Raw genomic sequence first — 15,182 nt, forward strand, 5'->3', positions numbered from 1 at the left:
GAGATCGATCAGGCGGCCTGCTTTGCCGCTGCCGGACCCTCGAGCACGCCAAGAATGTCATTTTCTTTCATGATCAGAAGCTCCTCGCCTCCGATCTTGACCTCAGTGCCAGACCATTTGCCGAACAGAATGCGATCTCCGACCTTGACGTCGAGCGGGACTACTTTGTTGTCGTCAGCGCGCGATCCGGGGCCGACAGCAACAATCTCGCCTCGCTGTGGTTTTTCTTTCGCTGTGTCGGGAATGATAATGCCGCCGGAGGTTCTGGCTTCTTCGTCAATTCGACGAACCAGGACCCGATCATGAAGAGGACGAAACTTCATGGCGATAACCTCATTGTACGGTTCAATGTTTGCGTATTGATCGCGGCCTTTGAAATCAGGCTCGATCACGACGCTTCGTGAACCGTCAATGCCACGCAATACGAAATTGAGGTTCTCACGCGCCGCGCCAGCGATATGGCGAGCTGGATTAGCACTGTCAAGGGGAGAGTGCTAAGGCAAATTCAACCGCCTACAACGTCTTCAGGCCTGCCGTCTGGGATCCTACGGTTCCGAAGCCGCCGCGTTCTGAAACTGACTTTTCCTGTGGGGCGACCACTGCTCACGCCACACTGTTGGCGTGGCTCTCGGCCTGTTTTAGCGTTGGCGGGTACCTGCACCGGGAGGCCGGCATTTATCAAAAGGTCGTTACGTCAAAAAACAATGCCGGCCGCTTGTCGCGGCCGGCATTGTTGAAATGAACATATTAGATTCGAATAGAACCCATCATTCCTCTCAAAGCGCGAAATCTTCGAGCTTTGAACCCTTATTCAGCTTCGCGACGAGCCAATTTGGCTTACGGCCGCGCCCCGTCCAAGTTTCCGAACGATTATCGGGATTGACGTATTTGGCTGCCGAGATCGACGCTTTTCCTTTGCCACGCCCTTTGCCACCGACGAGCTCGTTGATAGAAAAACCAGCGTCTTGTGCCAGCTCTTCCATCTTGGCTAGGATTTCCTGACGCTCGCGTTGACGCGCGGCCAAAATCGCTTGTTCCACATCACTCTGAAGCGCGATGAGTTCCTTCAGAGACATTTTAGCCAGATTGACGTTGGCCATCTTAGGTGCTTTCCCCTTCTTGGTCACTGCGCGCTGTCTCGCCATATCGATCAAACCCACATCTGTGTTCCAGTTTCCATTCTAGGTCTTGCGCCAGCTGCGTGAATTAACCATTAACAATAGCGCAGATTCTATTGTGTTTTTGATCTCACCTGGAATTAGAAATTCTCTTCTTAATGAATTTCTTCAATCAAGGTCTGGCAAATAGCGAGTTATCGTATGCCAGAGCAGCCGTCAACTCGAAACTATAAGTGCTCACCACTACTCGCAACTTGTTTATTTCATTTTTTGAGTTTGGCTATTTGCTACTTCATCTCAATCCAACAATATTCTTTATGTTCTCAAGTCCGGGTTCGAAGAGTTTTCAGAGGGCGGAGATCACGGCGCCCCATCAGGCGCGAACACCAGTCGATGAATGGTAGATGAACAAGTCAAACAGGGAGCGTTCAGAGAGCGACACCTATGTTGGCCAAACCCTGAAGCCCATCTTCCCCGGCGTGATCAGGGGGTGCAGTGCTCAGGGTCGCTGCATCCCCACCTCTTCTTCTCTCTGATCTTAAAATTCCAGCTCAGTTCAAGCGCCTATTCGTAACGCCTAAATTTCTCAATTACAGGCATTGCGACAACCGGACGCGGAATATGCGGTCTTTTGCTCTCTCATGTCACGTCGTCAATTTCAATCATTCTAAACTTTAAGCTCGACTGTTGGCCCGCATTTACGAAGGCCAACTGCAATATCCCGCACTTCTCGTTTGTCAGTCTTCGCGTTATAGGCGCTTTCTATCCTAGACCCTAAAATCTCATAATGACTTCACGTTACAGACCGGCAGCTGTAGCGACGCCAAAATCTCGCTGAACGGATTCCCCGGCCGACAATCTCTTGCTGATGCTGTCTGGTGCACAAGCACACGTGCGTCATACAGGACTAAAGTCAGACTTCCGGCTTTTTCATTTGTACGTATTTCGAGAATTTGCGGTTGCTGCAGCTCGGAACTTGGCGCAGCACGGCGCGTTGCACCCGCGCGTCCAAAGATATACGGTCTGCGCGCAAATCACCTATCGGAATGACCGACCAAGCCCCGGAGGCCTACTAATGTCGTTTTCCTTGCCCGCTCTGCCTTACGCGTACGATGCGCTTCAGCCATACATGTCGGCAGAAACCCTTCAGTTCCATCATGACAAGCACCACCAAGCCTACGTCGACAAGGGGAATGAGATCGCCGGCAAGGGTTCAAAGTACGACGGCATGAGCGTCGAAGATATCTGCCGCAAAGCCTTCGCTGATGGCGACCAAGCGGTCGTTAACCAAATCGGCCAGCACTATAATCACATTCATTTCTGGCAATGGATGAAGCCCAACGGCGGCGGCAGCAAATTGCCGGGCAAACTGCAAAGCCTCGTCGACGAATTCGGCGGCCTTGAAAAGGTACGTCACGAGTTCATTGAGGCCGGTAAAGGTCAATTTGGGTCGGGCTGGTGCTGGTTGGCTCTAAAAGACGGAAAGCTCATCGTCAGCAAGACGCCGAATGGCGAAAACCCGCTGATGCATGGCGCCCAGCCCCTGTTGGGCTGCGATGTCTGGGAACACAGCTACTACATCGACTATCGCAACGCGCGTCCGAAGTACCTTGAGGCTTTCTTCGACAATCTCGTCAATTGGGAGCACGTCGAATCCCTCATGGGGTGACGCATAGATTTTTCGGCCCTGGATAAGGCTGACTGACACTCATTTGATGGCGTGGGTTTTTCTCTCTCGAGAGAGATCCACGCCATTTCAGTTTCGGCACGGCAGAGGCGTTGGATATACCGTTTAGTTGTAGGAAGGCTGCGAAGTTCTGCCCAATATTTGAGCACCAAAGATCTTTAGCATCGAATTTCTGACAGATGATGCTGCCAAACTCTCGACGGAAGCTTGGCTTTAAGCCATAGATCATTGGCTTACGAAGCAAAAAGAACAAAACGGCTGCGTTGAGTTCTTGAGGGGCTTGGAAGCTGGCTGCGCTCGGCACGAGGTTGTGAAACGAGTTCAGTTTGTAACGGGGATTGCATGTCTTGGGGGCGTGCTCTTGCCAGATCGATTGTATGTCGTGCCGCTTTGGCGAGCTATCGGCGTCGCGCTGCTGATGATGGCAATCGCGGCCGCCGCGGGCGGCTGCGCTACGCTTGATTTGCGCGATGGCATCGATGATGCGCGCTTAGCCCGGCAAGCTGTCGTAGCCGGACTGCCAGGCGTCCGCTTCTGGGGTGATGAAGTTCCCGCGGATATCGGTGCGGAAGTCAAACGACGCCTGCCCAATATGCCCGGTTTTTCGCTCGCATCGGTGAAGCTGAAGGAACGTCCTGTCGTCGATATCCTCGCATTGTCGGGTGGTGGCGGTGACGGAGCATTCGGCGCTGGCCTGCTTGCCGGCTGGACGGCGCGAGGGGATCGCCCGGAATTTGAAGTCGTCACGGGTATAAGCGCCGGTGCGATCATTGCACCGTTCGCCTTTCTGGGCCCGCAATACGACAAAGACCTCGAAGAGATCTGGACCGGCTACAAGACCTCGCAGATCGCGACCGCGCAGATTCTGCCCGGCCTTCTTGGCGGCCCGGCGCTTGCAGATACCGCGCCGCTCAAGGCACTCATTGCACGCTACGTCGACCATCGGATGATGCGAGAAATCGCGCACGAATATCAGCGCAGGGGGCGTATCCTGCTCGTGGGCACGACGAACCTCGACGCCCAGCGCCCGGTGGTTTGGAACATGGGTGAAATTGCCGCCAGCAAGCACCCAAACGCCCTGCATCTTTTCAGAGACGTCATTCTCGCCTCAGCCGCCATTCCCGGGGCATTTCCGCCGGTCGATATCAAAGTGCAGGTCGACGGCAAAATCTATTCGGAGATGCATGTTGATGGCGGTACGACGCAGGAGATTTTCGTCTCACCGGTTAAAGTGCCTTTCCGAGCCTTTGACAGACTTTACAAGAAGCCTCCCGTGCGCCGCATCTACATCGTCAACAATGCCAAAATCGACCCCGAACAGAAGGTGATCCGCTCGCAAACGATACCGATTGCTTCTCGGGCAATCTCGACTCTTATCAAGAGCCAAAGCCAAGGCGAGATCTACCGCATCTACCGCATGGCTAAGGACGCTGGCGCCGATTTCAATTTCATTGCGGTACCCCGCGAGTTCGAGGTGCAGTCCGAGCAGTTCTTCGACCCGGTCTATCAGCGCGCATTATTTGACGAAGGCTACAAGGTCGGCAAAGCCGGAAACCGGTGGCTTAAACAGCCACCGGATACAATTGCGCAGAATTAAGAACTTTATTCTCGATCGGGTCAGCGCCCTCGCATGATCGAGCGCACCAGCGTATTTACGAGCCGACGCATGATCGACTTGCTTGCATAGCTGACGGCTTGTTCACCAAGCGACTTACCACCGCGTGGGCCGCGACCGAAAATGACGTTCCCCAGCCAGCTGCCTGTGCCTCCGGAGTTCGCCTGTTTTTGCAGTTCAGCCTCCTTGGCCGCGAGCTCTTCAGCACGCTTCGCCAAGATCTCATGGGCGCTTTCGCGATCAACCGCCTCATCATATTTGCCGTCGACGGGACTACGCTTCATGAGCGTTGCGCGTTCCTCGTCTGTGAGTGGGCCAATCTGACCTTCCGGCGGACGGATCAATGTCCGCTGCACCATTGACGGTTCGCCCTTATTTTCAAGCATCGAAACGAGCGCTTCACCGATGCCGAGATCAAGGATCGTGCGCTCGGTATCGATGTCCGGGTTTGGCCTGAAGGTTTCTGCCGCTGTCTTGACTGCCCGCTGTTCCTTAGGAGTGAACGCGCGCAACTGATGCTGAATGCGGTTGCCGAGCTGCGAAGAAACGCTGTCAGGGACGTCGAGCGGGTTTTGCGTAATGAAGTAAACGCCGACGCCCTTCGAACGAATGAGACGCGCGACTTGCTCAATGCGCTGGAGAAGGGGTTTTGGAGCTTCATCAAACAGCAGATGCGCTTCGTCGAAAAAGAAAACCAGCTTGGGCTTCGGCTGATCGCCAACTTCCGGCAGCGTCTGCCAGAGTTTCGTCAGCATCCACAGCAGGAACGTGCCGTAAAGCCGGGGCTTTTGCATGAGCTGATCTGCAGCCAGCAAATTCACTATACCGCGACCATCCATGCTGACGCGCATGAAGTCGTTTATATCGAGCGCCGGTTCGCCGAAAAATTGGTCGGCCCCTTGCTCCTCCAAAACCAGCAGACGCCTCTGGATCGCACCGATCGATGCGGTCGCAACGTTCCCGTACTTCATCGAGAGCTCTTTGCCGCGCTCGCCGATGTTGTGTATCTGCGCGCGCAAATCTTTCAGATCGAGCAGAGGAAGTTTCTCTTCTTCAGCGACACGGAACGCGACATTGAGGACGCCTTCCTGGACTTCATTGAGTTCCAGCATGCGCGAGAGAAGCAGCGGCCCCATGTCTAGGATGGTCGTGCGGATCGGATGACCCGATTTGCCGAAGACATCCCAAAAAACGGTGGGATAGGCTTGATTCTGGTATTCCGTCAGGCCGATCTTTTCATTGCGTTTGACAATGAAATCCTTCGGCTCACCGGCTTTTGCTATGCCAGATAAGTCGCCCTTGATATCGGCAGCGAAAACAGGGACACCATTCTTGGAGAAGCCTTCGGCCAACACCTGCAAGGTCACCGTTTTACCGGTACCCGTCGCTCCAGTAATCAAGCCGTGGCGGTTCGCCAATTTGAGATCGAGATACTCAGGCTTAACGCTGGTTCCGAGATAGATCTTGCCATCCTGGAGAACCGATTGGCTCATTGTTCATGACCTCGCGGGATTAGTGACGGTATCGAAGCGACTCAGCTTACGGACAGATCTGACCTCTATGCACGTACATCCGCGCTTTGCAAACCCAGTTGCATGACCGACTAACATCTTTGCAAGATATCTATTTGTGTGACACCACAATGACTATGCTGTGCTGCACAAAAGTGGTTGGAGCGACCAAACACCCAATTCCGCTTCGCTGCTTTTTCGTGCGAATTGAGATCTGCACTAAATCACTGGAATGGAGAGACACGCCCAATGACAACTGAAGCTCGCCCCCTCGCGGCCGACTTCGAGCCGGGAACACACGATGCCTGGGTCAAGCTGGTGGAAAAGGCGCTCAAGGGCGGCGACTTCGAAAAGCGTATGGTATCGCATTCCGCCGACGGTCTCCGCATTTTGCCGCTTTACGGGCGCGCCGGTGACAAGCCACGGGTCACGCGAACCGAGACGGAACGGCCATGGCGGATCTGCCAGCGTGTCGATCATCCTGATGCGCACGTGGCCTCGCAACTGATCCTCGATGACCTCCAGGGTGGAAGTGACGCGATCGCTATCGTGCCGCACGGCAGCCGCGCGGCACGCGGGTTCGGGCTGACAGCACAAACCGTCAGTGATCTTGATGCTGCTCTTGCCGGCGTGGCGCTAGACATGATCACGGTTCGGCTTGAACCTGCGCATGGCGGCCGAGCGAATGCCGCAATGCTGGCGGCCTTGATTACACAGCGCGGACACACGCCATCAGAATGTGCGGTCGACTTCGGACTAGATCCGATCGGCACCATGACCGCGACGGGAGTAATGTCGGCGCCTTGGGCGGCCATTTCCAAGCGTCTAGGCGATGCCGTAGTGGCACTCAAAGCGCAGGGCTTCACCGGTCCATTCCTCACATGTGACGTACGCGGGTACCATGAGGCCGGCGCCTCCGAAGTCCAGGAGTTGGCCATCGCGCTCGCTACGGGTGTTGCCTATCTTCGTGCGCTTAGCGATACGGGCCTGGACATTGATGATGCGGCACGTGCCTTATCGTGGACGATCGCTGTTGATGCCGACCAGTTCCTAGGAATTGCGAAACTTAGAGCGTTGCGACGTCTCTGGGCGCGTGTCGAGGAGGCTTCCGGCCTCACTCCGCGTCCGATTAAAATCCACGCAGAAAGCGCTTGGCGCATGCTGACCCAGCGCGATCCCTGGGTGAATATGCTGCGTGGAACCATGGCTACGTTCACGGCCGGCATTGCAGGCGCGGACACCATCACCGTGCTTCCCCACACGGCTGCTCTCGGATTGCCGGATGGCTTCGCACGGCGCATCGCGCGCAACACTCATCTTATTTTGCAGGAAGAGTCGAATATCTGGCGCGTCGCCGACCCCGCCGCCGGATCAGGAGCCTATGAAGGTTTGACGGACGAGTTGGCTCAGGCCGCATGGACGCTCTTCCAGGAGATTGAAGCTGAAGGCGGTATCGTCGAGAGCCTCGTTGCGGGCAAAATCCACGATCGCATCGCTCAGGTTCGCGAGAAGCGCGCAAGCGATATCGCGACGCGTCGTGCCGCGGTCACGGGAACGAGCGAGTTTCCTTTGCTCAACGAAGCTCCAGTGAAAGTTCTCGATGTCGAACCTCGAGCAACCACACCGCCAACGGCTCTGCGTGAAGGCGATAGCGAGCTGACATTCGCGGAACTCATCTCAACCTTCAAGGAGCACGCGACGCGCAGCAAAGTGGTGCAAGCAGAAGTCGGCGCAACAACAGCAACCCCGTTACCCTGCGTTCGGCTCAGCGAGCCTTTCGAGGCATTACGCGATGCCTCCGATCGTTATCTTTCGGAGAAGGGACAGCGCCCACAAATCTTCGTAGCTGCTCTTGGTGCGATCGCGGAACACACGGCACGCTCATCCTGGATCCGAAATCTGATGGGCTCGGGCGGCATCGAAGCATTGATCTCCGATGGATATGCCAATGCCAATGAAGCGGCGGAAGCATTTGCGGCAAGTGGGGCTCGCTTGGCCTGCATTTCATCTAGCGATGCGAAATACGCTGATATGGGTGAAACCGTCGCAAAAGCGTTGAAAGCGCAAGGTGCCAGCCATGTATACATGGCGGGGCGTCCGGGCGAACAGTCCGCTGCACTCGAAGCCGCCGGGGTCGATGCCTTTATTTATGCCGGCCAAGACGTCCTTAGCCTATTACGCAAGTTGCACGATCATCTCGGCATCCCTACCCAATAGGGTGTTCTCCGTTTGCGCAAACGCGTGTCAAATAGCTTTGCCAGCGGTACACTGTGAATTGTGCTAATTAATAACGAAGGCGACAGCCGTAGCGCTCGACCTCTCAAGGCCAAATAAAATGACGCGAATTCCTGATTTTACGAAGATCGATCTTGGTGCCGCTCAGGCTGCCGATGCCGCCGCAGGCGGCCCCGTCTGGCAGACGCCCGAGGGAATTCCCGTCAAGCCTGGCTTTTCCAACGCCGATATCGACGGGTTGGACTTTGTCGACAACGCTTATCCTGGGATCGCGCCATTTTTGCGCGGCCCCTATCCGGCGATGTACGTGACGCAGCCGTGGACTGTTCGCCAATACGCGGGCTTTTCGACAGCTGAGGATTCCAACGCATTTTATCGGCGCAATATTGCAGCCGGGCAGAAGGGCCTTTCGGTCGCTTTCGATCTGGCGACGCACCGCGGTTACGATTCCGACCATCCGCGGGTGCGTGGTGACGTCGGCATGGCGGGCGTTGCGATCGACTCCATCTACGACATGCGCACGCTGTTCTCGGGCATCGACCTGTCGCAGATGTCGGTCTCCATGACCATGAATGGCGCGGTCCTACCCGTTCTGGCTCTCTTTATTGCTGCGGGCGAGGAACAAGGCGTTTCCCCGGACAAGCTTTCGGGAACGATCCAGAACGACATTCTCAAAGAATTCATGGTGCGGAACACTTACATCTACCCTCCCGCACCTTCGATGCGCATCGTCTCCGACATATTCGCTTACACCAGCAAGAAGATGCCGAAGTTCAATTCCATTTCGATCTCCGGCTATCACATGCAGGAAGCTGGAGCGACGGCAGATCTGGAGCTGGCATACACGCTTGCTGACGGCATCGAGTATGCGCGCGCAGGCGTGGCGGCGGGTCTCGACATCGATGCGTTCGCGCCACGGCTGTCGTTCTTCTGGGCGATCGGCATGAACTTCTTCATGGAAATCGCCAAGATGCGCGCCGCCCGTTTGTTGTGGGCCGGCTTGGTCAAATCCGAGTTTGCGCCGAAGAATGAGCGCTCGCTTTCGTTGCGTACCCACTCACAAACCAGCGGATGGAGCCTTACGGCGCAGGACGTTTTCAACAACGTCGTACGGACAGCCGTAGAAGCCATGGCGGCGACGCAAGGGCACACGCAATCTCTGCATACCAACGCCTTCGACGAAGCGATCGCGCTGCCGACCGATTTCTCAGCCCGCATCGCGCGCAATACGCAGCTATTCCTGCAACAAGAGTCGGGTACAAGCCGGATCGCCGATCCGTGGGGCGGCAGCTATTACATTGAGCGGCTGACTTACGATCTGGCGCAACGCGCACTGAAGCACATCGACGAGGTCGAGAGCCTCGGAGGTATGGCGAAAGCCATTGCCGCCGGTATTCCCAAAATGCGCATCGAGGAAGCCGCGGCACGAACGCAGGCACGCATCGACTCTGGTCAGCAGACCATTGTTGGCGTCAACAAATACACGGTAGAAACAGACGCTGAGTTTGAAGTCCTAAAAGTCGACAACAAGGCGGTCCGTGAGCAGCAGATCGCCAAACTTGAGCGGTTGCGGGCCGAGCGAAGCGACGCAGAAGTCGCCGCGGCCCTTGAGGCCCTGACGTCCGGCGCTGCCGGCAACGCCAATCTGTTGGAACTCGCCGTAAACGCAGCCCGCGCAAAAGCGACCGTCGGCGAAATTTCGGACGCAATGGAAAAGGTGTTCACGCGACACCGGGCGGAGATCCGCGCAATTTCCGGCGTCTACGGCAAAGAGGCAAAATCGATGAACAAAGATGTTGGCCGTGTGCTGGCATTGGTTGAAGATTTCGAAAAGCACGATGGCCGCCGGCCACGTATTCTCATCGCCAAGATGGGCCAGGACGGACATGATCGCGGCCAGAAGGTGATTGCCTCTGCATTCGCGGATCTCGGTTTTGACGTCGACATCGGACCTCTTTTCGCCACCCCTGATGAAGCAGCGCGACAAGCCGTCGAAAACGACGTCCACATCATCGGTGTCTCTTCACTCGCCGCTGGCCATCTGACATTGGTACCGGAACTGCGTACAGCGCTAGAAAAGGAAGGACGCGGCGACATCATGATCGTCGTGGGCGGTGTCATTCCACCAGCGGACTACGATGAATTGTTCTCTTCTGGCGCCAAGGCTGTGTTCGGTCCAGGCACGAACATTCCGCAAGCGGCTGCGGGGCTCATTGCAAAGCTCAGTCAAAGCCTGGGTTATGCAAAGGAAGCGGCTGAGTAGTCGGCAACAGTGGGGCGTGCGGGCACTACGTCAGTCTGCTTTTTGATACTGGCGTGGTTGGCTGTCACGGCATCTCCAGGTGGGATACTCGTGTGGCACTCCTGGCCACGGCCTGCGCCCAATCACAATAAGCCGGTGCTCTACTGCACCTATTTTTCTGGGACCGGCTTTTTTGAGCGCGCCTTCCTGCACAATCGGTCTGACCAAGTCGGATATCGCATATGTCCGCTGTGGTCCCGGCCGATAGCTATTCCGATCCAATGAGGGAGGTCGTCGTTCAATTCTAATGCAAAAACGAGCTCCAGCGTTTCTGAGCATTTATTATGTCTTGCATATAGAATTTCAGCCGCCGCCTCAGCTTTATGTGTTCAAATTGTTGCAGCGATAAGCTCCCATTTTCGGAACTCCCTTGCCTGGCGCTTAATTGTGCGGCTCGCGTCCTTCCGCATATCTACATGATATTTCTACTCTTTCCCTGTTGCGTCTCCATGATCGTCGCTTGCTATTATCGACCGCATTAGCACAACCTTGCTGTTGTGAACGCGCCGGAATGATCCGTCTTGAAACCATCGGCAAGGGAACCAATCTGCGCTAGAATGTTTTGAGTGATTTGTTCGCGACTTGAGGAGCCTTAACGTGATGTGGCTTACCCTTGCTGTGGGCTTTCTCTTATTCAGTGCCACTTTGGCCTATCTGCGCTACAGCAGAGTGCAGCTTTATAAGTCGCTGGAATCCGAAACCTCTGCTGTTTCAGAATTCCTCACTGGCGATGTGCTCAACTCCCGAAGCCAAGAACGCCTTCCGTCTTTCGACAGAAGGCTTGTCTACCTTGATGACGTATTGCCAGCCGACCAATTCGCGGCTCTGCGGTCTGAAATCGAGACGCTCGTCGAAACAGAGCGCAGCTATCTGCCCGCGCACAAAAAGGGTGGCACCGTTGCCTACGAGACGTTGATGGTGAAAGCGCCGCGTGTGGTCGCCCTCTACAGATCCCCAGCTCTTTCAAAGCTCGTATCTTCGATCCTAGGCGATACTGCTCGTCCCACACCAATCAACGACCAGAGTTCCTGCTCCATCCTTTTTTATGACCGTCCCGGCGATCATATCGGCTGGCATTACGATCACAATTTCTACCGAGGGCGCCACGTCACCGTTCTCATTCCAATCATCAATCGGAATGCAACGGGCGATGGTCTTTCTGCCGCGCGCCTGGAAGCACGCTTTGGGCGGGACATCGACGTGGTCGAAACTCCACCGAACCGTTTCGTCATGTTCGAAGGGCAGAAGGTCCTGCACCGCGTGACGCCGATCGCCGCCGGAGAACGCCGTGTCATGCTGTCGATGACGTTCGCAACCGACACGCATTCGAGCGTCGCCCAGGGCATCAAACGCCGTATCAAAGACACAGCGTTTTTTGGCCTTCGTGCGCTTTGGACCTAAAGGAGACTCCGATTTTATCGGGGCTCAGTGCCTTGGATGCGATCGTACCAACGGGCTCCCGTCTGCGCTGACGGCTTCGACGCCTTTGGCTCGACCGTCGTCAGCCAGTTCATGGCGTCTGATCCAATGTCGCCTCCCGCAAAAGCCATTTGGGGTCCTGCATCGGTGTAGCATCCGCCGACGCAGACTGCTGCATTGCTCAGAAGCTCTATCATGGGTATTTCGCCGTTGCCCGCTGCTGGTTGGGCGGGACGACGTGGCGTGAGATCAACGACCCCAACGCGTCCGGAGCTACAACCGGCTTCGCACACGACAGCGAAATCGTTGGGGTAGTTTTCAGTCAGAGGGTGACGTTTGAAATGGACTTCGTTTTCTAGTTTGCTTCGCGACCAATCGGCGTAAGGGTCGCTTTCATCCCTATCGCCTGGCCCCTTGGCGTTTTGGCTCGCGTCGGGAACCTCAGCCACTGCAAAGTCGCGTTCTGGAAATTTTGAAGCCTTTAGCGCCGGGTCGGCCTTTACAGGCTGAATTCCTGCGCAAAAACCCAAGAAGAAAACGCTTAGAGCCAGCCGCATTGGGCTCGCTGAGAAAACAGAACGCATGAAACACCCCCGCAGTTCGCGTACCGCTCGACGCACGGCTCCTACGGACTTTGGCATTTCCTACTTAACTGACAGTTTATCGGCGTATCGATGCCAAGCAAAAGCTAACGCTTGTGTTCAAAGAACTGCGCGGAACCGGGGCTTGCGTTGATGATGTGAACGTTCCGGTAGTCGGATTCGACTTCTTTCTTCGCTTTTGGTGCTGCGGCCTCTTGCCCCTCGGGAACGGCGAAGCCCGCAATTTCAACTTCTGGCTTGCGATCGGGGAGCGGCGCCTGCATCGGGGCCCAAGACGGTTGTGGTGCAGCTGGTTGCTGAGGCTGTGGCACGCCCCCGAAGTGGCGCGCGACACAGGGGTCGGTGCGCTTCATCAACTCCAATTGCCCGGGCAGAACCGTGACCTGGCTGCCATCTTCGCAGATAAAGGTCTGATTGGCGCGGGCTTTCGTCGCCGCTCCGATCAGTATGAGCGAAAGCAAGGTCAGCGCGCCAATTGCGCGAAACATGGAAGTCCTCCTAACGGGCGTACACTCGCAGGTCTGGTGTTAAACTGCACGACAGCCCGTCGAAACCCATCCCTTATTTCCCCGTGCCGGCTACGTCTGGGACAGCGATGGCCGGATAGCGCCAGTAGGTGCCACGGTCGATGGTTACGCGCTCAAGCGTCGGCACCCGTTTTTCTGGCGGTCGCAGGCCTGATGAGATCAATCTGCCAATATCCTCCAACAGCGCATTGTTCTCAGCGTAGCCGGAGTGGTTGATGCCGATGCTATCCATACTGCTAGCTGTCGCATCGATTGTGTCTACTCCTTCCAGGATAATGGGGCCATCATCGGGCACGTCTCCCGCACGCGGAACACCACCGTTGACGCGGCGGGAAATCTGCAGCGCCTGATCATTAGCAGCCGAATAAAGCGTGATCCCCTCTGCAATCCCCTGGATCGATCCTACGATGTATTCAAAGCTGTCACGGTCGACATCTGGTGCGGCCAATACCAGCTGACTGATTAGAACACCGTCGGGTAGAGAACGCTTGAGATCCTGCAATACACGGAGCAGAAGTTGGTTCCCCATTGAGTGGGCGATGATGCTGACCTTCTTCGCGCCGGTATCGCTGACGACCATTTCAAGGAACTTGCGCAGATAGGGTTCCGCCTGCGCCGTGCTCTCCCGGTCATACGTATAACCTTGAAGCGTACCGCCGGACGGCCAGCTATAGAGGAACGGCGCACCGTCAAACTTCAAATCGTAAGAGATTTGAGCGGTACGGAAGATGGCGTTCTCGAAGGTCGTTTTATAGCCGTGCACGAAAACAAGAGCGTGGTCCTTGAAGCGCGTTGACCCAGCAAGGCGCATACGCACGAGATCCAGAAATTCTTCACGGGTGAGCGCCTTCAACTCCTTGATCGTGAAATGCTCTTTGGGGTCTTCTTCTGCTTCGTACAGAGTGACGTTGATGTAGGGAATACGGATGGCCCACGGCCGCTCGACCATCGGCACGACGTGATCCTTGGGGATCGTAACAAGCGCACGTCCCAACTCGAGACGTCGCCCCCGCTGCCAGTCGTAGCTAATCTTTTCCGTGGCCTCAGTGTTTGTACTTTTCCGTTCGCGATCGGTTCCGTAGAAAACGGGAACAACACTCCAATCCTCGTTTTCAGATTCCGTTGCCGACTCACTCGGTACAACGGCCATTTCAGCTTCTGGAGCAGCCATCTCCGTTTCGGGAGGGGGGGCAATTTGCGGTGCCGCCGTCGGCGCCGTCGCACTGGGAGGAGGCACGGCGGATGGCTGAAATTCCGGTCGGGCAGGTCTCGCCATTTTAGCACCAGGTGGTGCTCCTGATGCTTCAGGCCTACGGAAACTGCGGCTATATGATTTCTTCTGAGAACTTTCGCCCGTTGCTCGAGATCCGCGTGTCGCACCGCCAATTTCCGGAAGTTGGGTAAGTCCACCGGAGGAAGGCGCGGCCCCTGCACTGGGCTCTCTGCGCTCTTGTTCAAGTACTTCGCTTGATTGCGCCGTCGCGCCTTTTTCCGCCGCACCGCGCTCCATCTCCTCCTTCCTTTCTGCGGCCAGTTCCCCAATCCGGCGCCCGGCTTCCTCTTCTACGCGACGCGCCTCTGCGCGCGCTGCCTTTTCCTGAGCGGAAGCGGTAGCTGTGTCTTTCTCCGGTTCTACGCCTTCCGGTTTGGCAGCCTGCTTTTTCTCCGCAACTTCTGGCGTCTGCTGCGTGGGTGCCGCGACTTCTGGAAGTGGCGCGCGGAGCTCCATCTCGCTTGCTAAGAACAACAGTGCGAGGGAGACGAGAGAGGCGGTGCCAACAACAATTCTTGTTGCGATGCGTGCCATGGGAGGCGCGCGGCGGACAGCCCACCAAACCATGGCGCACAGAAAAAATACTGCGACGCCTAGCGCGATCATCGTGGTTGGAGAGAAATCCGACATCTGCAATGCTCCTCGGCGCCGGAAAATCCGATCGGCGCTTCGTCGTTAATACGTTTCGCGTGCGGCACCCTGATCCCAATACAGGCCATTTGACATGGTGACACGGGCCCTTTCTTGACTGAAACAGCCTTGGTAAGAGAACCGGGCGGTTTCGGGGCGTGGCGCGGCTCGTATGCATCACATTGTACACGAAGCGTCGCGCCTGATGCCGGGGTCACCGGTCCCTTGAGCCGCAGATCAAGGAAACGCAATGCAAGGTCATG

Annotated in this window: 11 protein-coding genes; 5 read left to right on the forward strand and 6 right to left on the reverse strand. The window is 56.2% G+C overall.

What is annotated here, in order from left to right:
* Nucleotides 1-8: 8 nt before the first annotated feature.
* Together K5845_RS10760 and K5845_RS10765 are read right to left on the reverse strand one after the other, a co-directional pair.
* Nucleotides 9-323, reverse strand: coding sequence for a co-chaperone GroES (locus tag K5845_RS10760; protein ID WP_287958968.1), 315 nt, complete (start codon nucleotides 321-323; stop codon nucleotides 9-11).
* Nucleotides 324-776: 453 nt separating this feature from the next.
* Complete coding sequence (locus tag K5845_RS10765; protein ID WP_244464948.1) at nucleotides 777-1,160, reverse strand: H-NS histone family protein; 384 nt, start codon at nucleotides 1,158-1,160, stop codon at nucleotides 777-779.
* 1,033 nt (nucleotides 1,161-2,193) lie between these two features.
* Between K5845_RS10765 and K5845_RS10770 the strand changes: the two genes are divergently transcribed.
* On the forward strand, nucleotides 2,194-2,787 hold the full coding sequence (locus K5845_RS10770; protein WP_046479252.1) for a superoxide dismutase: 594 nt from the start codon (nucleotides 2,194-2,196) through the stop codon (nucleotides 2,785-2,787).
* Nucleotides 2,788-3,166: 379 nt separating this feature from the next.
* Nucleotides 3,167-4,402: a patatin-like phospholipase family protein gene (locus tag K5845_RS10775; RefSeq protein ID WP_244464949.1), complete on the forward strand. Its 1,236-nt coding sequence runs from the start codon at nucleotides 3,167-3,169 to the stop codon at nucleotides 4,400-4,402.
* Nucleotides 4,403-4,422: 20 nt separating this feature from the next.
* Here K5845_RS10775 and K5845_RS10780 read toward each other — a convergent pair whose 3' ends face one another.
* Nucleotides 4,423-5,913, reverse strand: a complete 1,491-nt coding sequence (locus K5845_RS10780; RefSeq protein WP_046479253.1) for a helicase HerA-like domain-containing protein — start codon at nucleotides 5,911-5,913, stop codon at nucleotides 4,423-4,425.
* A gap of 267 nt (nucleotides 5,914-6,180) precedes the next feature.
* On the opposite strand from K5845_RS10780, the gene K5845_RS10785 reads away from it, so the two are divergent.
* The 3 genes from K5845_RS10785 (at nucleotide 6,181) to K5845_RS10795 (ending at nucleotide 11,869) form a co-directional block, all read left to right on the forward strand.
* Entirely contained in the window at nucleotides 6,181-8,148 is a 1,968-nt protein-coding gene (locus tag K5845_RS10785; RefSeq protein WP_287958969.1) for a methylmalonyl-CoA mutase family protein, read from the forward strand.
* A 118-nt stretch (nucleotides 8,149-8,266) separates the two neighbouring features.
* Nucleotides 8,267-10,429: a methylmalonyl-CoA mutase gene (gene scpA / locus K5845_RS10790; protein WP_090228656.1), complete on the forward strand. Its 2,163-nt coding sequence runs from the start codon at nucleotides 8,267-8,269 to the stop codon at nucleotides 10,427-10,429.
* Between the two features lie 639 nt (nucleotides 10,430-11,068).
* The gene (locus K5845_RS10795) at nucleotides 11,069-11,869 is read left to right on the forward strand and encodes a 2OG-Fe(II) oxygenase (protein ID WP_090228655.1); all 801 of its coding nucleotides are present in this window, start codon (nucleotides 11,069-11,071) and stop codon (nucleotides 11,867-11,869) included.
* Between the two features lie 14 nt (nucleotides 11,870-11,883).
* Here the strand turns inward: K5845_RS10795 and K5845_RS10800 are convergent, their stop codons facing one another.
* The 3 genes from K5845_RS10800 to K5845_RS10810 all read right to left on the reverse strand — a co-directional run bounded on the left by K5845_RS10800 (nucleotide 11,884) and on the right by K5845_RS10810 (nucleotide 14,919).
* Nucleotides 11,884-12,471, reverse strand: coding sequence for a hypothetical protein (locus K5845_RS10800; RefSeq protein ID WP_287958970.1), 588 nt, complete (start codon nucleotides 12,469-12,471; stop codon nucleotides 11,884-11,886).
* Nucleotides 12,472-12,575: 104 nt separating this feature from the next.
* Entirely contained in the window at nucleotides 12,576-12,977 is a 402-nt protein-coding gene (locus K5845_RS10805) for a hypothetical protein (protein ID WP_046479258.1), read from the reverse strand.
* 73 nt (nucleotides 12,978-13,050) lie between these two features.
* Nucleotides 13,051-14,919, reverse strand: a complete 1,869-nt coding sequence (locus tag K5845_RS10810; protein WP_244512413.1) for an alpha/beta hydrolase — start codon at nucleotides 14,917-14,919, stop codon at nucleotides 13,051-13,053.
* Nucleotides 14,920-15,182 lie beyond the last annotated feature (263 nt).

Origin of the sequence: Filomicrobium sp. (genome assembly GCF_025698805.1) — a bacterium.
GTDB lineage: Bacteria > Pseudomonadota > Alphaproteobacteria > Rhizobiales > Hyphomicrobiaceae > Filomicrobium > Filomicrobium insigne.

Bases quoted from the DNA above. Each gene is read 5' to 3' on its own strand.
- K5845_RS10805 (WP_046479258.1), bottom strand. From the start codon at position 12,977: ATGTTTCGCGCAATTGGCGCGCTGACCTTGCTTTCGCTCATACTGATC.
- K5845_RS10770 (WP_046479252.1), top strand. From the start codon at position 2,194: ATGTCGTTTTCCTTGCCCGCTCTGCCTTACGCGTACGATGCGCTTCAG.
- K5845_RS10760 (WP_287958968.1), bottom strand. From the start codon at position 323: ATGAAGTTTCGTCCTCTTCATGATCGGGTCCTGGTTCGTCGAATTGAC.
- K5845_RS10780 (WP_046479253.1), bottom strand. From the start codon at position 5,913: ATGAGCCAATCGGTTCTCCAGGATGGCAAGATCTATCTCGGAACCAGC.
- scpA (WP_090228656.1), top strand. From the start codon at position 8,267: ATGACGCGAATTCCTGATTTTACGAAGATCGATCTTGGTGCCGCTCAG.
- K5845_RS10785 (WP_287958969.1), top strand. From the start codon at position 6,181: ATGACAACTGAAGCTCGCCCCCTCGCGGCCGACTTCGAGCCGGGAACA.
- K5845_RS10795 (WP_090228655.1), top strand. From the start codon at position 11,069: ATGTGGCTTACCCTTGCTGTGGGCTTTCTCTTATTCAGTGCCACTTTG.
- K5845_RS10800 (WP_287958970.1), bottom strand. From the start codon at position 12,471: ATGCGTTCTGTTTTCTCAGCGAGCCCAATGCGGCTGGCTCTAAGCGTT.
- K5845_RS10810 (WP_244512413.1), bottom strand. From the start codon at position 14,919: ATGTCGGATTTCTCTCCAACCACGATGATCGCGCTAGGCGTCGCAGTA.